General features: G+C 63.0%; 21 protein-coding genes. 15 read left to right on the forward strand and 6 right to left on the reverse strand.

Annotated features, from left to right (window positions below; all coding sequences use genetic code 11):
* Nucleotides 1-135: 135 nt before the first annotated feature.
* Complete coding sequence (locus IGX34_RS21150) at nt 136-885, reverse strand: hypothetical protein (protein ID WP_192557747.1); 750 nt, start codon at nt 883-885, stop codon at nt 136-138.
* Nucleotides 886-1429: 544 nt separating this feature from the next.
* Here IGX34_RS21150 and IGX34_RS21155 point away from each other — a divergent pair.
* From IGX34_RS21155 to IGX34_RS21170, 4 genes are all read left to right on the forward strand, one after another.
* Entirely contained in the window at nt 1430-1954 is a 525-nt protein-coding gene (locus IGX34_RS21155; protein WP_192557748.1) for a hypothetical protein, read from the forward strand.
* A 547-nt stretch (nt 1955-2501) separates the two neighbouring features.
* The gene (locus tag IGX34_RS21160; protein WP_192557749.1) at nt 2502-2864 is read left to right on the forward strand and encodes a hypothetical protein; all 363 of its coding nucleotides are present in this window, start codon (nt 2502-2504) and stop codon (nt 2862-2864) included.
* Nucleotides 2865-3083: 219 nt separating this feature from the next.
* Nucleotides 3084-4400 (forward strand): 30S ribosomal protein S12 methylthiotransferase RimO, encoded by a 1317-nt coding sequence (gene rimO, locus IGX34_RS21165; protein WP_192557750.1) that lies wholly within the window; start codon nt 3084-3086, stop codon nt 4398-4400.
* Between the two features lie 11 nt (nt 4401-4411).
* Entirely contained in the window at nt 4412-5215 is an 804-nt protein-coding gene (locus IGX34_RS21170) for a DUF3025 domain-containing protein (RefSeq protein WP_192557751.1), read from the forward strand.
* Here the strand turns inward: IGX34_RS21170 and IGX34_RS21175 are convergent, their stop codons facing one another.
* Nucleotides 5216-6169 (reverse strand): sulfotransferase family protein, encoded by a 954-nt coding sequence (locus tag IGX34_RS21175; RefSeq protein ID WP_192557752.1) that lies wholly within the window; start codon nt 6167-6169, stop codon nt 5216-5218. It lies immediately after the preceding gene.
* A 111-nt stretch (nt 6170-6280) separates the two neighbouring features.
* Nucleotides 6281-6784: a transcription elongation factor GreB gene (gene greB, locus IGX34_RS21180; RefSeq protein WP_192557753.1), complete on the reverse strand. Its 504-nt coding sequence runs from the start codon at nt 6782-6784 to the stop codon at nt 6281-6283.
* Between the two features lie 122 nt (nt 6785-6906).
* Here greB and IGX34_RS21185 point away from each other — a divergent pair, with 122 nt between their 5' ends.
* A complete protein-coding gene (locus IGX34_RS21185; RefSeq protein WP_192557754.1) occupies nt 6907-8415 on the forward strand; it encodes a transglycosylase SLT domain-containing protein in 1509 nt (502 codons plus the stop codon).
* A gap of 120 nt (nt 8416-8535) precedes the next feature.
* Here the strand turns inward: IGX34_RS21185 and IGX34_RS21190 are convergent, their stop codons facing one another.
* Nucleotides 8536-8976 (reverse strand): hypothetical protein, encoded by a 441-nt coding sequence (locus tag IGX34_RS21190; RefSeq protein WP_192557755.1) that lies wholly within the window; start codon nt 8974-8976, stop codon nt 8536-8538.
* 153 nt (nt 8977-9129) lie between these two features.
* Nucleotides 9130-9978 carry an archaetidylserine decarboxylase gene (gene asd, locus IGX34_RS21195; RefSeq protein ID WP_192557756.1) on the reverse strand — a complete coding sequence of 283 codons (849 nt, stop codon included), beginning with the start codon at nt 9976-9978 and terminating at the stop codon, nt 9130-9132.
* Between the two features lie 66 nt (nt 9979-10044).
* Between asd and IGX34_RS21200 the strand changes: the two genes are divergently transcribed.
* From IGX34_RS21200 to IGX34_RS21245, 10 genes are all read left to right on the forward strand, one after another.
* Complete coding sequence (locus IGX34_RS21200) at nt 10045-10371, forward strand: cupin domain-containing protein (RefSeq protein WP_225737678.1); 327 nt, start codon at nt 10045-10047, stop codon at nt 10369-10371.
* A 78-nt stretch (nt 10372-10449) separates the two neighbouring features.
* A complete protein-coding gene (gene prmB, locus IGX34_RS21205) occupies nt 10450-11370 on the forward strand; it encodes a 50S ribosomal protein L3 N(5)-glutamine methyltransferase (protein ID WP_338015526.1) in 921 nt (306 codons plus the stop codon).
* A gap of 132 nt (nt 11371-11502) precedes the next feature.
* On the forward strand, nt 11503-12054 hold the full coding sequence (locus IGX34_RS21210; RefSeq protein ID WP_192557758.1) for a GNAT family N-acetyltransferase: 552 nt from the start codon (nt 11503-11505) through the stop codon (nt 12052-12054).
* A 96-nt stretch (nt 12055-12150) separates the two neighbouring features.
* Complete coding sequence (aroC, locus tag IGX34_RS21215) at nt 12151-13239, forward strand: chorismate synthase (protein ID WP_192557759.1); 1089 nt, start codon at nt 12151-12153, stop codon at nt 13237-13239.
* A gap of 84 nt (nt 13240-13323) precedes the next feature.
* The gene (locus IGX34_RS21220) at nt 13324-14325 is read left to right on the forward strand and encodes a 2-hydroxyacid dehydrogenase (protein WP_192557760.1); all 1002 of its coding nucleotides are present in this window, start codon (nt 13324-13326) and stop codon (nt 14323-14325) included.
* Between the two features lie 133 nt (nt 14326-14458).
* A complete protein-coding gene (locus tag IGX34_RS21225; protein WP_192557761.1) occupies nt 14459-15487 on the forward strand; it encodes an aspartate-semialdehyde dehydrogenase in 1029 nt (342 codons plus the stop codon).
* Nucleotides 15487-15783 (forward strand): hypothetical protein, encoded by a 297-nt coding sequence (locus tag IGX34_RS21230; protein ID WP_192557762.1) that lies wholly within the window; start codon nt 15487-15489, stop codon nt 15781-15783. Before IGX34_RS21225 ends, IGX34_RS21230 begins: the two co-directional genes overlap by 1 nt.
* 168 nt (nt 15784-15951) lie before the next feature.
* Nucleotides 15952-18249, forward strand: coding sequence for a motility hub landmark protein FimV (locus tag IGX34_RS21235; protein ID WP_192557763.1), 2298 nt, complete (start codon nt 15952-15954; stop codon nt 18247-18249).
* A gap of 106 nt (nt 18250-18355) precedes the next feature.
* Complete coding sequence (gene truA, locus IGX34_RS21240; protein ID WP_192557764.1) at nt 18356-19123, forward strand: tRNA pseudouridine(38-40) synthase TruA; 768 nt, start codon at nt 18356-18358, stop codon at nt 19121-19123.
* Nucleotides 19120-19743 (forward strand): phosphoribosylanthranilate isomerase, encoded by a 624-nt coding sequence (locus IGX34_RS21245; RefSeq protein ID WP_192557765.1) that lies wholly within the window; start codon nt 19120-19122, stop codon nt 19741-19743. Before truA ends, IGX34_RS21245 begins: the two co-directional genes overlap by 4 nt.
* Before the next feature lie 94 nt (nt 19744-19837).
* On the opposite strand, the gene IGX34_RS21250 is transcribed toward IGX34_RS21245, so the two are convergent.
* Nucleotides 19838-20722, reverse strand: a complete 885-nt coding sequence (locus IGX34_RS21250; RefSeq protein ID WP_192557766.1) for a LysR family transcriptional regulator — start codon at nt 20720-20722, stop codon at nt 19838-19840.
* Nucleotides 20723-20749: the final 27 nt, after the last annotated feature.

Genomic DNA, 20749 nt, shown 5'->3' on the forward strand with positions numbered 1-20749 from the left:
CCTGCGAGGAAAGCACCTCGGCCTCGCGCAGCTTGTGGATGATCTCTTCGGAACTAAAGCGTTTCTTGGGCATCGTCCAGTCTCCTCGTCATAAGTCTATGAACTTTGGATCTGGACCAGAAATTTCAGGTCAGCTCACGATTTAATTTGCGCAATCACAGGCGCCATTGCTTCATCACTAGAAACTGGAGCTTCTAGTACAAATTGCATAAAGGCTTCGGGGTTAGATGCTACAATTTCATAAATGTCATTGCTTCGTACATTGTGTTTAGACGCAGTGACGATCCTGCGGTTAACTTCATCGGCCTTTTCATCGTTTTTTTCCAACTGCGCGTATGTCATTTCTTGATGCAAGGCAGCCATAAGCTCCCTTTGTTTTTGCTTGACAGGGGCATACAGCGCGGCCGCGAAGTCGCCTAAAAACATGTCAATCCATGATGATAGAGCGGTCCTTATTTTAGATGAGGAGCTTCCTACGCCCTTGAGAGTTTTGACAACGTTCTGGGCCGTAGCGTAAGCGTATTGGGGGGTCGGAGGACCGGTGAAGCGTCCGGCTTTGCTTTGTAGGTTGACGAGGCTTTCGCAGGTGAGTTCGCTTAGTTCCCTTATGCGGGCGAGTATGTCCGTTGCCTCTGTAATCTTTTCTTCCAGCTTACGGGTCTTTGCTTCAATGCCAAGACCTTTCAAAGATTCAAATTTATCTATATTTCCCGCCAAAACAAGTACAAGTCCTGCAGCGAGGCACGTGCCTGCGACCGAAATATTCCCCTCTGCCGCAAAGTAAGTGCCGATGAACAAATTTACACCACCGAAAATACAAAGCACTCCACTGGCGACTGGAAAGGTCCATCGCTGCAGCTCTTGTAGAATCTCTTTGGCTTTCATGTTCTGCCCCCTAGATACTCTCTCCAAAGCACTGGATACTAACGAAGAAAGCGGCATTATGCCGCTTTCCTTTTGATCTTTATTTGTTCGGTGGGGGATGTGTGTATAGGTATATGCGCCGATCCTTGTGGAAAACTTTTTTAGCAAGCGATAGCTACGTTCCACGCCTCTTTAGCGACATTTTTTCCGCTCTCGATAATTTGGCCGTGCTCATCAATGATCGCCAATTGAGCAGGTTTCCCGTCGGCCGCGGTAACGCTAAGTCCTTCGAAACAAACAGCGCTAATAACTGAGTCGGATAAACCACCAGTTTTGTGCATTCCAATCATTGACTGTCCTTACGTGGAAAGCGGTTCCAGGTTGACTTACTTTGTAGCCGGGAGGCTCAAGGCAGTGGAGACCGTATACGTCCGGTGCAAGGGGCTTGAGCTATAACGGGCTCCCCAGCCGCTTTTGGGGCGGCGTAGGGGCCGGCCGGCAGCGGGTTCCCGAATCCCACTATAATTTTTGGACTTCACAGAGAACCGTACAGGGGTGTTTGCGTATGTCTGTGCCGGACTTGGTGACGATAACGCTCGGTGTAGTTTCGCCGCTAGTTTCTTTGGGCGGTTCCTATATTTCGTGGCGCATTTATCAAAATCAGGCACGAGATAGCAGGAGCCAGACGCGCAAGACTATGGAGATATTGGCGCCTTCCTTTCTTGGGGATGTGCGGACTGCAAGGGCTGCCTTAGAGCAAGTACGCAACGATTGCGCTTCAATTCCGCAGGTGCGCATGGCGAATTCAAGGCAATCTGTAGAGGTCGTTCAGACGCTGGCAAAGATACGAATGCCGACAGTTGAGAAATACAAAGATGACGTAGTCAGGTTCGACCCTACGGTTGCCGATCCACTATTGCAAGCTTTGGCGTGCCTCGAACGCGTCCGCAACGTGGTGGAAAACCTTGTTAGTAAAGATCTAAGCGTGGCAAGCTTGAACGATGCTATCGCTGGAATACGAACATCGATTCCTAACGCGATCCGGCTGTTTGAAATCGCTGAGGACGTGCTGGCGATGCCGTCTAAATAAGGTCGACGAGGGAGCGTGACCCGCTGGAACCTAAATCCAACGGGCCTATAGCGACTGATAGTAAAAAGAAAGCGGCTTTAGGCCGCTTTCTTTTCAGAAACGGTTCCAGGTTCAGTTATGCCCAACAGCACTCCCTTGTGGGACTCCCTTCCTGTTTTGAGGGGGCGGCTGGCAGCCAGGCACCAGCAGCTCTGGTTCCCGCTATAATTCGCAGTTTGCCAACCCCTTAACGGTCCCCAGGTCATGTCCAAGGCCACCCAGAAAATCGGTTTCGTCAGCCTCGGCTGCCCCTGGCGCACTCTATCTATACTGAACAACCTACTCATTTCCTGATTTGCGGCTTAGACGGGGTCTAGGCAAGTGTGAAATGTCGGCTGTTGACCCTTGACGGACACATTGTTGCAGCCTCTAACCGAGCCTGGGGCATAATGCGCCGGTAGTCCGGTCCGGCACTTACAATTCAATCGTCGAGGCTAGATGGCCGATGTGGTCAATTCGTTTCACAAAAAAGTCTTTGCGGCGTTGGTTTGGGCGCCTATTCCAAATCGTGCTGGCCATCCTCACGGTCATATTGCTCTGCCATCCTACGCTTCATGTGTTTGCACCACTGCTCGATTTGATTGGCTCAGTGGGCCTTGACGGATTGCTTTTGATCTTGGAAGTGCAATTTCTGGCGTGGTCCGTCCCGATCCTTCGCCGCCGTGTTGGCCCGGCGATCACGCAGTACTGGAATCGCTATTTCGCTTCGTACTTTGGCTTGCAACCAAGTGAAAATATTTTTTTTGACGCCACGCTAAGCTTTTTTCACTTTCTGTTGCTTCGCGGCGGCGCGCCTGGTTTAACGATCTATCTCTTTTATATTGCCTTTGCTTGCCACTTTAGTACTCATGTGCACATGGCACTGAGTTGAAGAAGCATCGGAGCCTTCACTCAATCTCAGCTTCGCCATAAATGGGTAGCGGACATTGCGCATGGCCATATCAGCACTCATGTTCACATGGCACTGAGTTGAGGAAGCGACTGGAAGCGGACAGCAGGGTAAAATACTAGTTTAGTGTGAATCAGGGCACCCTGGTCCCTGCAGAAATTCGGTGAGCGAGTGAAAAAGCGTTTAGAATTAAAGGTTAATATGGCGCCTGCGCCCAAAATCGGGCTGCTCAGCCTCGGCTGCCCCAAGGCGCTGGTCGATTCCGAGCGCATCCTCACCCAGCTGAAGGTGGAGGGGTACGAGATTGTGCCCAGCTACGACGCGGCCGATGCGGTGGTGGTGAATACCTGCGGCTTTATCGATGCGGCCGTGCAGGAGTCGCTGGACGCGATCGGCGAGGCGCTGCACGAGAACGGCAAGGTGATCGTTACCGGTTGCCTGGGCAAGCGCTCGGAGCTGATCCGCGAGGCTTATCCGGATGTGCTGGCCATTACCGGTCCGCAGGACTACGGCAGCGTGATGAATGCGGTGCATGCGGCGCTGCCGCCCAAGCGCAATCCGCTACTGGACATCATTCCCGATACCGGCATCAAGCTGACGCCCAAGCACTACGCGTATCTGAAGATTTCCGAGGGCTGCAATCACCGTTGCAGCTTCTGCATCATTCCCTCGATGCGTGGCGACCTGGTCTCGCGCCCGGTGGACGAAGTGCTGCTGGAAGCGGAAAAGCTGGCCAAGGGCGGGGTGAAGGAGCTGCTGGTGATTTCGCAGGACACCAGCGCCTACGGCGTGGATATCAAATACGCCGAACGCAGCTGGCGCAACACGCAGTACCGCACGCGCATGACCGAATTGTGCGAAGGCCTGTCGGAGCTGGGCGTGTGGACGCGCCTGCACTACGTGTATCCGTATCCGCACGTGGACGAGATCATGCCCTTGATGGCCGAAGGCAAGCTGCTGCCGTACCTGGATATCCCGTTCCAGCATGCCAGCCCGCGCATCCTCAAGCTGATGAAGCGCCCGGGCAATATCGACAAGACCCTGGAGCGCATCCAGAACTGGCGCAAGCTGGTGCCGGATCTCACCTTGCGCAGCACCTTTATCGTCGGTTTCCCCGGCGAGACCGATGCGGAGTTTGAAGAACTGCTGGATTTCCTGCGCGAAGCCGAGCTCGATCGCGTGGGTGCCTTCACCTATTCGCCGGTGGACGGCGCCAAGGCGAACGAGCTGCCCAATCCGGTTTCCGAAGAGCTGAAGGAAGATCGCCTGGAGCAGTTCATGGCAGTGCAGGCGGAGATTTCCGCGGCGAAGCTGCAGCGCAAGGTTGGCCGCACGATCAAGGTGCTGGTCGACGAGGCCGGCGCCGATGGCGCGGTGGCGCGTTCGGCGGCCGATGCGCCGGAGATCGATGGCGTGGTGCACATCGCCAACGGCCAGGCGCTGAAACCGGGCCAGTTCGTCGAAGTGGTGGTGCAGGCTGCCGACGAACACGATCTGCACGCTAGCCTGGTGCACTGAGCCGGCGCGCCATGCGCTATCTCGCGCCTGCTCGCGCTGCGGTCGATCCGGCGGTATTCGACTACGCGCCGCTGCGTGACTGGGACAGCCATGGCGACTGGTTGCGCGGCGCCGGCTGGCCGTCGATCGAGCAGCTCAATGCACATTGGCCCGCGGAAGCTGGCGAGCGCTTCGTGGCGCAGACCCGCGCGCTGCTCGAAGATGGGCTGCATTACGAGCAGCGCATCGCGCAGCATGGTGTGATCGCCACGCGCGAACAAAACTGGCACGACCTGTTCAACGCCATGATCTGGCTGCGCCATCCGGCGCTGAAGCGCGCGCTCAACCGGCAGCAAGTGGCAGAGATCATCCGCTTCGGCCCGCGCGAACGTTCGCGCCCGCAATGTGCGCAAACGCATTTTGACGAGGCCGGCGTGCTGGTCATGGTGCGCGATCCTGGCTTGATGGCTTTGTGGGATGCGCATGACTGGCACGGCTTGTTCTGGCGCCAGCGCAGTGCGTGGCGCGATGGCTGCATCGAGCTGGAACTGTTCGGCCACGCCTTGCTGGAGCACGCGCTGACGCCGGGCAAGTTGCTGGTGGGCAAGGCCCTGGCGGTGGATGCTGCCGATTCGTCGCGGGCGCTGGCGCAGTGTGCCGAGGCGATTGCCGCCGGGCGGTTGCTGCGCGATCCGCAGGAATTGCGTCCGTTGCCGCTGTCAGGCATTCCGGGCTGGCATGCCGAGAATGAAAGCGAAGCCTTTCATCTCAACGCCGCCTGCTATCAGCCCTTGCGTGCCGGGCGCCGCTATCCCGCGCCATGGCGCCTGGATTGATCAGCTTTTCGGCTGGATTTTTGCGGCGATGTTCTTCAGCAGCTCTTCGTAGGCAAGCAGCTTTTTGGTCAGCTCCTGCTCCCTCGCATGCACCTGGTCCAGATGCGTGCTGTACAGCTCGGAGACGCTGCGGAAGTTGAGCGCAGCCTGATCCAGTGCCTGCCAATCGCTGCGCGCTTGGGCCAGTGCGAGGCAATGGCGGTAGAACTCGGCGACGAAGGGCGGGAGATTGTCCGGCAATGCGCTGTCATGCTCGGGCCTGGCCCGATGATGGCGATGACCTGCATGCAGAAAGCTGTCGATGTCCGAACTGGCGGCCGCTTCGGCGCGTGGCCAAGTCAGCGCCAGCGTACCGGCGACGCGCTGCATGGTGGCGCGCCAATCGCCCAGCAATTGATCGTAGGTGATCAGCGCGCGCGGGCATTCGCGCGCGGCCAGCACCGCTTCCACCATGTAGTGCGCCCACAGCAGGTATGCCGGCTCGCGCATCCACGGTTCGCGTGCTTGCAGGGAGGCGGCGACTTCGCGCGGATCGCGCACCACCAGCAGGCATTGCACCTCGTAGCCCATGGCGCGGAAGGCATCGATCCATGCCGGTGCGGTCAGGCACATGCGCGGGTCTTTGACGGCTACCAGGGTGCTGGCGGCGAATTCATCGCTGATGATGCGCCGAATGCGTGGCTGCACGTTTTGCGCTTCCGGCCGCTGCAGCCAATGGGGCGGCAGGCGGCGGATATCGAACCAGCTGCGCCCGAATGATTCCAGCAGATAGTGATTGGTCAGCATCGCATCGGCGTGCTCCCAAAAACCTTCGGAATTGCCTGCGCCTGGCGGCAGGATATTGCGGCCGATATTGGCCCCCAGCAGATTGACCACGCGCGTGACAGCGGAGGTTCCGCTGCGATGCATGCCCAGGATAAGCAGCGCCTTGCGGCGCGGTGGTGATGCTGACATTCCGGAGTGATTCCCCGCGCGAAGCGCCAACGTGCAAGTCTCGAGACAGTTTTAACGTGTCGCCGGATGCGGGGTTGACGTAGGGCAGCGGGGGGGCGCGGTATGCGCAGTTTATTGCGGATAGTCGACACCGATCACGGCAAAGCGCGTACGCCCGCCGGGCAGCTCGGCCTCGAATTCGTCGTCCACTTTTTTCTTCATCACTGCACGGGCCATAGGCGAGTCGATGCTGATCCAACCACGCTTGGCATCGGTCTCGTCGGGCCCGACGATGCGATAGCGCAGCGTGTCGCCGCTGTCGACGTTTTCCAGTTCGATGACGGCGCCGAAGAACACGGTGTCGCGATCGGCAGGCGTTCCTTCGGCCACCTTCAGCGAGGGAATGCGCTTGCTCAGATAACGCACGCGCCGATCGATCTCGCCGAGCTGCTTCTTGCGATAGGTGTACTCGGCGTTTTCCGAGCGATCGCCTTCGGCCGCGGCGGCAGCCAGCGCCTTCACCACCTCTGGGCGCAGCGTGTGCCAGAGATGGTCCAGTTCGCTCTTGAGCTTCTCGAAGCCTTCGCGCGTGATGATGGCAGTGGAGCGTGGGGCAGGTGGACGCCAGCGAGTCATGGCAATACGCGGTTATCGTTGCGATGGTGGCACAGGGCACGCATTGTAGCGGCGTCGAAAGAAGTTGTTTGCATCCGCGTCGCCCGCTATGGTTGCGCCTTCATTGCAGGTGTATTGCCGACATGCCGAATCGCCCCGTAGCTGTGTCCCTTCGTCTGGTTCTATTGGCCGCGGGGCTGACGCTATTGGGGGGGTGCGCATCCGGCAGCAAGGCGGCCAAGCCCGCACCAACACCGGATGCGGTGAACGTGCTCTACACCCAGCTCGACCAGGCCAGCAAGAGTTACGAGACGGCCTTGCAGCAGACCCGCGCCGGCGACATCGAGGCTGCGCAGAAAACCCTCGATGGTGCGCTCGATCAGCTCAAGGAGGCTTCCGCGCATTGCGGTACCACTCCGGGCTGCGATCCGCAGCGCTTCTTCTCGGTGTTTGATCATCTGCTGCGCCTGAAGGACGGCAGCTTTATCGGCGACGAAACGCCGGGCGAAGGCGAAGCGGCCACGGGCGAAACCTCGTCCGTGCCGGTGGCCGGCCAGGCCGGCGCCGCCGGCAGCCTGCCCGAAGTGCAGCGCAGCGTGACCTTGCTGCGCGGCCACCAGCTGTCCGAGTTGATCGCCATGAACGGACCGGTGAAGGCGGCGCTGGAGATGTGGTTGACGCAATGGCGCGGCAACCTGATGGACGCCTACGTGAATTACCAGTACCTGCGCCAGGAGATGTGGCCGCAGTACCAGCAGGAAGGCCTGCCCGAGGCGCTGCTGTTCGGCATTCTGGCCAAGGAATCGGGCGGCAAGGTGCACGCGGTATCGCGCTCGGGTGCGGCCGGCCCCTTGCAGTTCATGTATGCCACGGGACTGCGTTTCGGGCTGAGCGATCAGGATGGCTTCGACTCGCGCTTCGATCCTGGCGAGTCGGCCCGCGCCAATGCCGCGTACATGGATGAGCAGCTGAAGGTGTTCAACGACAACCTGGAGCTGACCCTGGCCGCGTACAACGGTGGCGAAGGGCGCATGAAGCGCCTGGTCGGCGACGATACCTCGGTGAGCTTCTACGATCCGCGCATCTACGGCCAGGTGTCCCAGGAAACGCGTGACTACGTGCCGTCGGTGTTGGCGGCAGCGTGGCTGTTCCTGCATCCGGACAGCTACAACCTGCGCTTCCCGAAGGTGGATGGCCTCACCGGCAACATCACGCTCAAGCGCGCAGCGTCGATTTCCGAACTCACCGTGTGCCTGGGCTCGGCCAACGACATGCCGGACGGCTGGTTCCGCACGCTGCGCAATCTCAACCCGCGGCTGGATCCGCAGCAGGAGCAGCCGGTGGGCGCGGAATTGCAGATTCCCAAGGCGCTGGAGGGCGTCTACGCCGTGCGCTGCGTGAATGGGCCGTGGCCGATCCTGGCGGCCGATCTGCATAACGCCGTAGTGCCGGTATTCCCCGATCCGCCGCCGGCAGTGGCGGCAGCTTCCAGTTCCACCCAGCGCTACACCGTGCGCCGTGGCGATACGCTGGGCAGCATCGTGCGCAAGCATGGCGGCTGTTCGAGCGAGAGCGAAGTGGCTCGCATGAACAACCTCAAGTTCAATCATGTGAAGGTAGGGCAGGTGCTGAAACTGCCGAGCTGTCGCTAACGCCGCCGTCCGCACGGAACCAACGTAGGTTGGGTTAGCGTAGCGTAACCCAACGGAGTTTGATCGCTTCGGTGAAGATCTGTTGGGTTACGCTGCGCTAACCCAACCTACGGCGATGCTTTAGGCCGCGGCGCCGGAACGCATCCACTGCGCGGTCGCATCCTGTTGCTCGCTGCCGGCGTCGCGCAGCTCGCGCAATACGCGCAGCAGCTGGCGGTGCTGCGGCTGCAGGCTGGTGTGCGGCGATTCCTTGGTTTCGTGATAGGCCACCGCCAGCCACAGCGCGATGCCGCGCAGGGCTACTTCGGGATTCTCGGATTGCGCGCGGCCGTAGCCGATCTCGGTGCCCTGGCCCCAGGGCATGTAGCGCTGCTCGGGGGCGGTGCCGTACAGGTGCGGGAATTCGCACTTGGAGGCTTGGCCGATCTCGCGCAGGGTCATGATGGCCAGACGCGAGCGCGTGCGTGCGGGCAGCACGGCGATGTTGCGATCGATCTGCTGGAACTGGCGCTGCAACTGGCGGGCGCGAGTCATCGCAATAAGGCGGGTGACAATCTGCATTGGGACCCCTCGTCGAACAGTGCCGCACGACTGCGCGGATTAGGCGCGGAGGATAACGGCCTGCTTCACGCGGATGCGCCGAAAACGTCACAAAATGACAACAGGTGTCAAAGTTCGGCGCACAGGGCCAGGCAAAAACGCCGGCAGGGCGAACTAAGTGTGATGCAGTTCACCTAATCGCTGACCAAGCTTGATCACCTGCTGCGAATTCATGGCATCGAGTTCGGCCATGCCTTCGGGCAGCAGCACGATCACGGTGGAGCCCATGTTGAAGCGTGCCATCTCGGCGAAGCGTTCGAGCGTGATGTTCTGCCCGGCGAAGGATTTGCGCCGGATCGACGACGCATACGGCGGAATCACCAGGCCGTCCCACACGGTGGCGACCGAGGAGACCAGGATCGCGCCCACCATCACCAGCACGAACGGGCGGCCGTGCTCGTCTTCGAAATGGCAGACCAGGCGCTCGTTGCGCGCGAACAGGCGCGGGATCGCTTCCACCGCAAACGGCGCCACGCTGAAGATGCGGCCCGGTATATGCACGGTCTCCTTCAGCTGGCCGCGCAGGGGCATATGGACTCGGTGATAGTCACGCGGCGAGAGGTAAATGGTGACGAAGCGTCCGTTGCGGTAGGGGGCCGCGGCGGCCTCGTCACCCAGCAGTTCGGCGGCGGTGTAGTCCTGGCCCTTGGCCTGGAATATGCGTCCGCCGTTGATCGGACCCGCCTGGCTGATGCGTCCGTCGGCTGGCGAAAGCAGTGCGGCCGGCGCCGCATCAGCACGGCGGGCATCGGGGCGCAGCTTGCGCGTGAAGAACGCATTGAAGTGGGGATAGGCAAACGGATCGGACTGGGCGGCCTCGGTCATGTCGACCTGGTAGCTGCGCACGATCTGGCCGATCAGGAAGTTCTTCCACGGTGCAAAAGTCCAGCGTGTGGCCCAGTACACCACGCGCGACAAGGCCCGATGGGGAAGGATGTATTGCAGGAATACCTTGAAAGTCATCCGGCAAGTATAAGGAAAAGAGAGCCAATCTCAGACGGGGGTTGAATTGGCTTTCGGGGAGGCAGCATGCAACCACGTATGACACCCGCCGCCGCCCTGGCCGCACTCGACCAGGCGCGCAAGACATCCGCCGGCATGTTCCGGCACGGCACGCTGGAGGTGGAGATCTTCCAGCCCTCCGGGATCGACACGCAGGCCCCGCACCGCCGCGATGAGCTGTGCATGGTGATCGCCGGCAAGGGCTATTTCGTCTGCGGTGATACGCGCCGGGCCTTCGGGCCGGGCGAGCTGCTGTTCGTGCCCGCCGGCACCCCGCACCATTTCGAGGATTTCAGTCGCGATTTCAGCGCCTGGATCATGTATTACGGCCCTCACGGAGGCGAGGCCGCGTGAGCCATAGCCATGAATCTGCGTGGGTCTCCTGATGAGCAGTCGCTATACTTCACAGCCCCCAAGCCGGACCGTGCCTACGTGACTGCCGAACTCGCCTCGATCATCGACTTCATCCGCTACGGCGCCAGCCGCTTCTCCGCGGCCGGGCTGACTTTCGGGCACAGCCACGACAATCCGATCGACGAGGCTACCCACCTGGTGCTGGCCAGCCTGCACCTGCCACCGGATATTCCGCCGGCCTATGGCGCCGGCAAGCTCACCGCGGAGGAGCGCCTGCGCGTGCTGAACCTGATCGAGCGGCGCATCAACGAGCGCCTGCCGGTGGCCTATCTGGTCGGCGAAACCTGGTTTGCCGGCATGAAGTTCAAGAGCGACCGCCGTGCCCTGGTGCCGCGCTCGCCCATCGCCGAATTGATCGAATCGGGCTTTGCGCCCTGGCTGGATGGCCGTCACGTGGAGCATGCGCTGGACCTGTGCACCGGCTCCGGTTGCATCGGCATCGCCATGGCCGAATACCACCCGCACTGGCAGGTGGACATCGTGGACATCAGCGACGATGCCTTGTCGCTGGCGCGTGAGAACGTGGCGTTCCAGCACGTGAGCGATCGCGTTGAGGTGGTGCAATCGGATCTGTTCGGTGGCCTGCAGGGCCGCAAGTACGATCTGATCGTGTCCAATCCGCCGTACGTCACCGAAGACGAATATGCCGCGCTGCCGGGCGAATACAGCCACGAGCCCAAACTCGGCCTGACCTCGGGCGAGGACGGCCTGGATATCTGCCTGCGCATCCTCGAGGAAGCGCCCGATCACCTCAGCGAAGACGGCCTGCTGATCGTCGAGGTCGGCGAAAGCGAGCACGCGCTCAATACGCTGCTGCCCGAAGTGCCCTTCGTATGGATCGAGTTCAAGGTCGGCCAGATGGGCGTATTCGCGCTCGAACGGCGCGAACTGGTGGAACACGCCGCGGCGATCCGCACGGCCGCCGCCGCACGCCGCTGATCGATCCCGCCGCGGATCGCGTAGGTTGGGTTAGCGCAGCGTAACCCAACAAATCTTCATCGAAGCGGGCAAGCATTGTTGGGTTACGCTGCGCTAACCCAACCTACGTATTGCCTTGGATGGGCGCTACACATGGAATTCAACACTGCCCGACTGCGCCTCGACGGTCTGCGCGAAAGCGATGCCGGGAGCTTGTTTCAATACCGTTCCGATCCTGCCGTTGCGCGGTATCAGGGCTGGTGTCCCGCTTCGACTGACGAGGCACTCGATTTCATCCGTACGCAGCAGTCGATCTCGTTCGACGTACCGGATAGCTGGCTGCAGCTGGCAATCCGCCTGTCCGACGACGACCGCTTGATCGGCGATCTTGGTCTGCATCTTCCGGCCGATGCCGATGGCTCCTACGAATTCGGCGTCACCCTTGCACCGGCTTTCCAGGGCCGGGGTTATGCGCGTGAGGCGGTGGGCGCGCTGCTGGATTTCCTGTTCCGCACGCACGGCGCGCATCGCGTGCACGCCTCGATCGATCCGCGCAACCTGGCGAGCGCTGCCTTGCTGCGTTCGCTGGGCATGCGCCAGGAAGCGCATTTTCGGGAAAGCCTGAAAATGCGCGGCGAATGGGTGGATGACGTGATTTTCGCGCTGCTGGCGCGGGAATGGCCCGCGCCAGGCGCGCTGCGCTGAGTCGTTTCTGCGGCGCTGGACGCCTGGGCGTGGCAAGATGGGGAGACTTCGGCGCCGCAGCGGCCGTTGTCATCCTTTATCGCCATTGGTTCTATCGTGTCCAGCAATTCCACCGGCAAGCTATTTACTGTCACCACTTTCGGCGAAAGCCACGGGCCGGCCATCGGCTGCGTGATCGACGGCTGTCCGCCGGGGCTGCCGATCGATGCGCAAGAATTCCGCGCCGATCTGGAGCGCCGCGCCACGGGGCGCAGCCGGCATACCTCGCAGCGACACGAGGCGGATGATGTCGAAATCCTTTCCGGGGTATACCAGGGCTGCACCACCGGTACGCCGATCGCGCTGCTGATCCGCAATACCGACCAGCGCAGCAAGGATTACGGCGATATCGCCGCCACTTTCCGCCCTGGCCATGCCGACTACACCTACTGGCACAAGTACGGCATCCGCGATCCGCGTGGCGGCGGGCGTTCTTCGGCGCGCGAAACCACCATGCGCGTGGCCGCGGCGGTGTTGGCCAAGAAATGGCTGCTGGAGCGGCATGGCGTGCGCGTGCGCGGCTATCTGGCGCAGCTGGGCGAGGTATCGCCCACCGCTTTCGACTGGGAGGCGGTGGAGCAGAATCCGTTCTTCTGGCCGCATGCGGCGCAGGTGCCTGAGCTTGAAAAGTACATGGATGCGCTGCGCAAGTCCGGTGATTCGGTCGGCGCGCGCATCAACGTGGAGGCCGAGGGCGTGCCGCCGGGCTGGGGCGAGCCGATCTACGGCAAGCTGGACGGCGATCTTGCCGCCGCGCTGATGTCGATCAACGCGGTCAAGGGCGTGGAGATCGGCGACGGCTTCGAGGTAGTGGGCCAGCGCGGCAGCCAGCATCGCGATGAAATGCATATGGACGGCTTTACGTCCAATCACGCGGGTGGCATCCTGGGCGGCATCAGCACGGGGCAGGCGGTACGTGCCTCGATCGCGCTCAAGCCCACCTCGAGCATCCTGATTCCCGGCCACAGCGTGAACCTGGCCGGCGAGCCGGTCGAGGTGGTCACCAAAGGGCGCCACGATCCCTGCGTCGGCATTCGTGCCACGCCCATCGCGGAGGCCATGATGGCACTGGTATTGATGGATCACGCCTTGCGTCATCGGGCTCAATGCGGCGACGTGGGCGAGATAAAACCGCGCATCGCCTGATTGGACGATGCGCGCCGCCGTTCCCGCCTGCGCGGGAGCGGCACCTCCACGAAACACCGGCCAAGCCGCCTTTCACCATTTACGATGAGCAAGCAACAAAGCGTCTGGGTGTCCCGCCCACTGTTCCCCGAAGTACTGGCCAGCCTGGCGCAGTACGTGGACGTGCGTGTGGAAACCAGGGAGGCCAGGCGCACGCCGGAGCAATTGCGGACGAAGCTGGTGAAGGTGGATGGCGCGATCATCGGCCTGGGCGACCGTATCGACGCTTCGGTGGTGGCCGGCAATCGCCGCCTGAAGGCGATCGCCAACCTGGCGGTGGGCTACAACAACCTGGATCTGGAGGCACTGACCGCCGCTGGCATCCAGGCCACCAATACGCCGGACGTGCTTACCCAGACCACCGCCGACTACGCCTGGGCGCTGCTGCTGGCCGCCGCCCGGCGGGTCAGCAGCGCCGAGCGCTGGCTGCGTGCCGGCCGCTGGCGCGGCGGCATGCGCTTTGACGATTGGCTTGGTGTCGACTTGTACGGCAAGACCCTGGGCATCCTCGGCATGGGCCGGATCGGGCAGGCGGTGGCACGCCGTGCCAGCGGCTTCGACATGCCGGTGATCTATCACAACCGCTCGCGCCTGCCGGAGGCCGTCGAGCGCGAGTGCCGCGCGCGCTGGGTGGATAAAGCCCAGCTGCTGCAGCATGCCGACCATCTGGTGCTGGTGGTGCCTTATACCGCGCAGACACATCACGCGATCGGCGCCGCCGAATTGGCGCAGATGAAGCGCACCGCGGTGCTGGTGAATATCGCCCGCGGCGGCATCGTCGACGATGCCGCGTTGGCGGTGGCCTTGCGCGAAGGGCGCCTGGCGGCCGCGGGGCTGGATGTGTTCGAGGGCGAGCCGGCACTCCATCCGGCCCTGCGCGAACTCGAGAGCGCCGTGCTCAGCCCGCATATCGCCAGCGCCAGCGCCGATACCCGGCGCGCCATGGCCCAGTTGGCCGCCGATAATCTGCTCGCCGCGCTGGGGCATGGCCCCGACGCGGGACGTCCGCCCTCGCTGCTCAATCCCGCCGTGCTGGGCGGACGATGATGTCGAAACGTGACCGGCCTCACGTTGATAAGGCCATGCCGTGTTGTTTGCGTGCTGCGCAGGCTAGATTCCCCGGTTGGGGTTTCGGCGCCGATGCGGCGACCTTCCCAAACCCCCTGACAAGTGACCTGAGATGAGCAAGAAGAGTAGTTACAAGGTAGCCATGGTGGGCGCCACGGGCGCCGTGGGTGAAACGCTGCTGAGCATCCTGGCGCAGCGCGAATTTCCGATCAGCGAACTGGTGCCGCTGGCGAGCGAACGTTCCGCCGGCGACACCGTGGCGTTCAACGGCAAACAGGTCACCGTGCGGAACCTTGCTGACTACGATTTCAGCGGCGTGGATATCGCCTTTTTCTCGGCCGGCGGCTCCGTCAGCCGCGAGCACGCGCCGCGCGCCGCGGCCGCCGGTGCTGTGGTGATCGATAACACCTCCGAATTCCGCTACCAGGACGACATCCCGCTGGTGGTGAGCGAAGTGAATCCGCACGCCATCGCGCAGTACACCACGCGCGGCATCATCGCCAACCCCAACTGCTCCACCATGCAGATGCTGGTGGCGCTGGCGCCGATCCATCGCGCGGTAGGCATCGAGCGCATCAACGTGGCCACCTATCAATCGGTGTCCGGCGCCGGCCGCTCGGGCATGGAAGAACTGGGCAAGCAGACCGCCGCGCTGCTCAATTTCCAGGACGTGGAAAAGAGCAAGTTTCCCAAGCAGATCGCCTTCAACGTCATCCCGCACATCGACGAATTCCAGGCCAACGGCTACACCAAGGAAGAAATGAAAATGGTGTGGGAGACGCGCAAGATCCTGGAGGACGAATCGATCCAGGTGAATCCCACCGCAGTGCGCGTGCCGGTGTTCTATGGCCATGCCGAAGCCGTGCACATCGAAACGCGCGACAAGATCACCGCCGAGCAGGCGCGCGAGCTGCTGGAACAGGCCGATGGCGTGGTCGTGCAGGACGAGCGCAAGCCGGGCGGCTATCCCACGCCGGTGGGCGATGCGGCGGGGCAGGATCCGGTCTTTGTCGGCCGCATCCGCGAGGACATCTCGCACGAGCACGGCCTGGACCTGTGGGTGGTGGCCGACAACATCCGCAAGGGCGCGGCGCTGAACGCCGTGCAGATCGCCGAGCTATTGATCGAGGATTATCTGTAATGCATCGCAATGCGCTGGTTGTTGTAAGTGGCTTGCTGGTTTCCGCACTCGCCGTAGCCGGTCCGCAGGCTGCCAGCAGCAGTACCGCCGGGGCTCCGGCGGTCGCCCGCATGAACCAGCGCATTGCCCAGCATCAGGCCGAGGTCGACCATTTGCAGCAGAACGTAGGCCAGCAGGAATCGGCTAGCCGCGAGGCTGCCGATCGCCTGCAACAGCAGGACCGTACCATCGCGGCGCTGCGCCAGCAGCTGAAGGCCGCCCAGGATGCCGCCGGTAAACCGGCTGCCGGGCATTGACGGCCGTCACGCCGCCGAAAAAATCGCCCGCTGAGAGGGCGATCGGACCATTCTGGTATTGTTGATTGACGTTTATCTAACTAAAGTGACGCCTTCTAAGAGGAAGTCATCGCAAGCTGCGGTGATTTTTAGGCAAAGCGTCCGGGTTGGCTCTCGGGGGAGCACGCGATGAATCGTTCGTTAAAGCTGTCGATACTGATGGCGCTTGCGCTGGGCAGTACTCAGGCGGCAGCCGTGGAACTGGGCCAGGCGCATGTGAAATCGGCGCTGGGCCAGCCTTTGCTGGTGGAAATTCCGGTGACCCAGGCCTCCCAGGCCGAGCTGGAAAGCCTCAGCGCGCAGCTGGCTTCGAACGACGCTTTCGCCAAGACGGGCAGCGAGCGCCCGACCGTCGCGCTGCAGTTCAGCGTGGTGGACGAAGGCGGCCACAAGGTTATCCGTGTCACCAGCAGCGCTCCGGTAAGCGATCCCTACCTGGATCTGCTGATGGAAGTGACCAGCACGGCCGGCAGCAGCGTGCGCGAATTCGCCATTCTGCTCGACCCGCCGGGCAAGTCCGCGCAGAGCGTACAGAGTGCGACCAGCAGCGCGCCGAGCCATCGCCATGCGCCGTCCTCCGGCAGCACGGCAGCAGCCCCCGCCGGCCACCAGGCTGCGTCCAACGCTGCGCCTGCCCAGCATGCGGTCGGCCTTAGCGGCGGCCAGTTCGGCCCGGTGGAGAAGGGTGCCACGCTGTCGCATGTAGCCGCGCAGACCGCGCCGACCGGCGTGGATACCAACCAGATGATGCTGGCGCTGAAGGCGGCCAATCCGGATGCTTTCTACCGCGACAACATCAATGCCCTGAAGGCCGGCGCGATCCTGCGCCTGCCGTCCCGCGATGACGCCATGGCCACGGCTGCGGCCGCGGCTGCCGCGACGGTGCGTCAGCAAAACAGCGACTGGCGCAACGGCACGGTCAGTGCGCCGGTGGCTGTGGCTGCCGGCGGCACACGCGCCAATTCGTCGGTGGCGCCCACGCAGAGCAGCAAGGCCGACAAGCTGGCGCTGGTGCCGGCAGCGGGCGAAGGCCAGTCGGCCGGCGGCGCGAACGGCAAGGCCAACGCCGCCATTCGGCAGGAGCTGCAGCGCAGCCAGGAAACGCTGTCTTCGCTGCAACAGCAAAGCGGCGAGCTGGAGTCGCGCCTGAAGGACCTGGAAGACCTCAACGGCAAGAACCAGCGCCTGCTGTCGCTCAAGGACAACGAAATCGCCGACCTGCAGAAGCAGCTCGCCGATGCACGCAAGTCCGCGGGCATGCCGGCCGCTGCGCCGGTCGCCGCGGCCCCTGCACCCACGCCCGCGCCAGTTGCTGCGCCGGCACCTGCCAAGCCGGCCCAGCCGGCTGCGGCGGCCTCCACCCCGGCTGAAACCGCCGCCCAGGCGCTGGCCGCCAAGCCGGCAGCCAGCACCAGTGCACCGGGCGCAGCGACGGTCACCACCCCGCTCAGCGCACCGGCCAAGCCGAAACCGGCAGCGCATCCGCCGGTCCATCACACCCCGCCGCCGGAACTGCCCTGGTACATGCAGACCTGGGCAATGGCCGTCGGCGCCGGCGTGATCGTGCTGGCCTTGCTGGCGCTGTTCGCCCGCCGCGGCAAGTCCGGCGCCAAGCCGGCCAAGTCCAAGGCGGCGCCGGCCGACAAGGGTTCGCTGGCCGATCGTTTCGGTACGGTCGACGTCGACAACCTGGACGGCGCGCACGGCTCCGATCCCGACCAGGATGAACTGCTCGACCAACTGGCCGAGCATCCGGACGACATCGCCTCGCATCTGGAGCTGGTCAGCCTGTACTACATGCGCCGCGATGTGGAGCATTTCGAAGCGGCCGCCGAAGCGATGCACGCGCATATCACCGATGCCGACCAGCCGGAATGGCAGGACGTGATGCATATGGGCCAGGATCTGGCGCCGGGGCATCCGCTGTTTACGCAGGCGGCCATTCCGCCGTCCGGCCACGATGAGCATTCGCCGCTGCACCATTTCGACCTGGACAGCTACGGCGAGGACCGGCATGCCGCCGACGAGCCGGCAGCACCGCGCCAGGCCCCGCCGCCGCTGCCGTCCAAGGTCAGCGAATATCACTTCGACTTCGACCTCACCCCGCATCATGCGGAGCCGGCGGCTCCGGCCGTCAGCCAGGTGACGCCGCCCAAGCACGAGGAAGAACCGGTTTCCACCTGGCAGTTCGACGAGCCGGCACAGGCCGCACACGAAACCCAGCACGACAGCGGCCACGCCGCCGTGCAGGAAGACGAGTTCGGCGAACTGAATGACGATCCGATCGACACCAAGCTCGATCTGGCCCGCGCCTACCTCGACATGGGCGATCCGGACGGTGCCCGCGCCATGCTGGAAGAAGTACTGCACGAAGGCAGCCAGATGCAGCGGGATGTCGCGCAGACGCTGATGGCGAAGATTCGCTGATTGCCGCCGTTGCATGCATCATGATCGGGCCGGCCATGCCGGCCCGATTTTTTTGTGGCCATGCCGACCTGTTAATCTTGGCCGCTTAGCAACGCACTGAATCATCATGCGCATCGCCCTGGGCATCGAATACGACGGCACCGATTTCCTTGGCTGGCAACGCCTCAGCCATGGCAACACCGTGCAGGGCAGGGTGGAGCAGGCACTGTCGTTCGTGGCGGCCGAGCCGATCGAAATCACCTGCGCCGGCCGTACCGATGCCGGCGTGCATGGACGCTGCCAGGTGGTGCATTTCGATACCACGGTGCAGCGCGATATGCGTAGCTGGGTGCTGGGCGGCTGTTCGAATCTGCCGGACAGCGTGGCGGTGCTGTGGGCACAACCGGTGGCGGAGGATTTTCATGCGCGCTTTTCAGCGCGCAGCCGCCGCTACCGCTACACCATTCTCAATCGTCGCGTGCGCCCCGCGCTGGATACGCGCTACGTGGCCTGGGAGCGCCAGCCGCTCGATGCCGAGCGCATGCATGCAGCTGCGCAGGCACTGATCGGCGAACACGATTTCACGGCATTTCGCGCGATGTCCTGCCAGGCGGCGCATGCACGGCGCGAAGTGAAGACTTTGCGGGTATGGCGCGAGGATGAGCAGGTCATCATCGAGATCGAGGCCAATGCGTTCCTGCATCACATGGTGCGCAACATCGTCGGCTCGCTGCTGCCGGTCGGGCGCGGCGAACAATCGGTGGGTTGGGTGCAGGCCTTGCTGGCCGGCCGCAATCGCGAAGTGGCCGGCCCCACTGCGGCGGCTTCCGGCCTCACCTTTATCGGTCCACGTTATGAGCGGCACTGGCAGTTGCCGCCTGAGGTAAGCGAATGACCCGGATCAAATGCTGCGGCATGACCCGCATCGAGGACGCCCTGCTGGCGGCGCAACTGGGCGCCGATGCGATCGGCGTCGTCATGACCGCGCACAGCAAGCGCCAGGTGTCGGTGGCACAGGCCAAGGCCATCGTCGAGGCGATGCCGCCGTTCGTCACTACGGTGGCGCTGTTCATGGACGACGACACGGGCTTCGTGCAGGAAGTCATCGACGTCGTGCGTCCCTCGCTGCTGCAGTTTCACGGCACGGAAAGCGATGAATGGTGCCGGCAGTTCGGCCATCCCTATCTCAAGGCGATCGCGATGGGCGAGGGCGCCGCGGCGCTGTACCAGCTGCGCGATCATCCGCATGCAGCCGGGTTGCTGCTGGATGGTCACGGGCTGGGCGAGGCGGGCGGCAGCGGCAAAGTCTTCGATTGGTCGTTGATGCCGCACGACGTGAAGCAGCCGCTGATCCTGGCCGGCGGACTGACGGCGGCCAATGTCGCTGCGGCCATTCGCATCGCGCAGCCGTGGGCGGTGGATGTTGCCAGTGGCGTCGAATCGGCGCCGGGGATCAAGGATCCGCACAAGCTGCGTGATTTCATCGCTGCCGTGCGCAGCACCGCGAATCCGTAGATTCCGGACTTGATTCGGCAGTAACCAAGTATTGAAGACCTGTTGGGTTACCCCCGGATCAAGTCCGGGGTAACCCAACCTGCGCGCGAGTGCATCAGGCCAGGCTTTTGCGCAGCCATGCCACGAGCGCATCGACACGGTTGTCGTTGCTGCGGCGTGGCGTAGCCAGGATCCAGCTCGCATCGGTTTGCTGGAAGCCCCATGGAGCAAGCAGGCGGCCTGCGGCGAGATCGTCCTGCACCAATTGCGCGGGTGCGATCGCTACGCCCAGTCCGGCCACCGCCGCTTCCAGCAGGTAGAACAGGCGTGCGAAGCCTTGCCCGTAATGCAGCGTGGCGGCGGCGATGCCGCTAGCCTGCGCCCATGCCGGCCAGGCCTGCGGCCGCGAGCTGGTATGCAGCAGGGCTTCCTCGCTCAAGCTGGCTGCGCCGCCTTCCAGCAGCCACGCAAGACCGACATAGCGCGGGCTGACCACCGGGCCGATGCGTTCCGGCGCCAACGCATGAACCACCCAGCCGGACGGCCAGGGCGGCGCGGCAAGCGCCAGAGCGGCATCGGGCTGGGTATGCAACGGCGTCAGGGGATCTTCTTCCGGTGACAGGTGCAGGCGCAGCGCGGGCAGTTCGCGTTCCAGCCGTTCCAGGCGGGGGATCACCCAGCGCGCCAGCAGGCTGCTGGCACAACCCAGCACAAAAGGGCCATCGTGGCGCTGGTGCTGCAGCTCGGCCCAGCCATCGCGCAACTGATCGAACGCGCCGGCCACCCGGTCGCGCAATTGCTCGCCGGTGGCGGTAAGCGCGATGCCACGCCCGAGCCGGGTAAACAGCGGCTGCTCCAGCGACTCTTCCAGTACCCGCAGCTGGCGGCTGATCGCGCCATGGGTAACGTGCAATTCCTCGGCCGCGCGGCTGACACTGCCCAGCCGCGCAGTCGCTTCGAAAGCGCGCAGGGCATTCAGCGAGGGCAGGTCACGGCTCAAGCGTCTTGTGAGAATTTCTAACGAATC

Origin of the sequence: Dyella acidiphila, assembly GCF_014863405.1 — a bacterium.
Taxonomy (GTDB): Bacteria; Pseudomonadota; Gammaproteobacteria; order Xanthomonadales; family Rhodanobacteraceae; genus Dyella_B; species Dyella_B acidiphila.

What these genes read in the sequence shown, in the direction of transcription:
- IGX34_RS21150 (WP_192557747.1), bottom strand. Translation starts at nt 885, where the DNA reads ATGAAAGCCAAAGAGATTCTACAAGAGCTGCAGCGATGGACCTTTCCA.
- IGX34_RS21155 (WP_192557748.1), top strand. Translation starts at nt 1,430, where the DNA reads ATGTCTGTGCCGGACTTGGTGACGATAACGCTCGGTGTAGTTTCGCCG.
- rimO (WP_192557750.1), top strand. Translation starts at nt 3,084, where the DNA reads ATGGCGCCTGCGCCCAAAATCGGGCTGCTCAGCCTCGGCTGCCCCAAG.
- IGX34_RS21170 (WP_192557751.1), top strand. Translation starts at nt 4,412, where the DNA reads ATGCGCTATCTCGCGCCTGCTCGCGCTGCGGTCGATCCGGCGGTATTC.
- IGX34_RS21175 (WP_192557752.1), bottom strand. Translation starts at nt 6,169, where the DNA reads ATGTCAGCATCACCACCGCGCCGCAAGGCGCTGCTTATCCTGGGCATG.
- greB (WP_192557753.1), bottom strand. Translation starts at nt 6,784, where the DNA reads ATGACTCGCTGGCGTCCACCTGCCCCACGCTCCACTGCCATCATCACG.
- IGX34_RS21185 (WP_192557754.1), top strand. Translation starts at nt 6,907, where the DNA reads ATGCCGAATCGCCCCGTAGCTGTGTCCCTTCGTCTGGTTCTATTGGCC.
- IGX34_RS21190 (WP_192557755.1), bottom strand. Translation starts at nt 8,976, where the DNA reads ATGCAGATTGTCACCCGCCTTATTGCGATGACTCGCGCCCGCCAGTTG.
- asd (WP_192557756.1), bottom strand. Translation starts at nt 9,978, where the DNA reads ATGACTTTCAAGGTATTCCTGCAATACATCCTTCCCCATCGGGCCTTG.
- IGX34_RS21200 (WP_225737678.1), top strand. Translation starts at nt 10,045, where the DNA reads ATGCAACCACGTATGACACCCGCCGCCGCCCTGGCCGCACTCGACCAG.
- IGX34_RS21210 (WP_192557758.1), top strand. Translation starts at nt 11,503, where the DNA reads ATGGAATTCAACACTGCCCGACTGCGCCTCGACGGTCTGCGCGAAAGC.
- IGX34_RS21220 (WP_192557760.1), top strand. Translation starts at nt 13,324, where the DNA reads ATGAGCAAGCAACAAAGCGTCTGGGTGTCCCGCCCACTGTTCCCCGAA.
- IGX34_RS21225 (WP_192557761.1), top strand. Translation starts at nt 14,459, where the DNA reads ATGAGCAAGAAGAGTAGTTACAAGGTAGCCATGGTGGGCGCCACGGGC.
- IGX34_RS21230 (WP_192557762.1), top strand. Translation starts at nt 15,487, where the DNA reads ATGCATCGCAATGCGCTGGTTGTTGTAAGTGGCTTGCTGGTTTCCGCA.
- IGX34_RS21235 (WP_192557763.1), top strand. Translation starts at nt 15,952, where the DNA reads ATGAATCGTTCGTTAAAGCTGTCGATACTGATGGCGCTTGCGCTGGGC.
- truA (WP_192557764.1), top strand. Translation starts at nt 18,356, where the DNA reads ATGCGCATCGCCCTGGGCATCGAATACGACGGCACCGATTTCCTTGGC.
- IGX34_RS21245 (WP_192557765.1), top strand. Translation starts at nt 19,120, where the DNA reads ATGACCCGGATCAAATGCTGCGGCATGACCCGCATCGAGGACGCCCTG.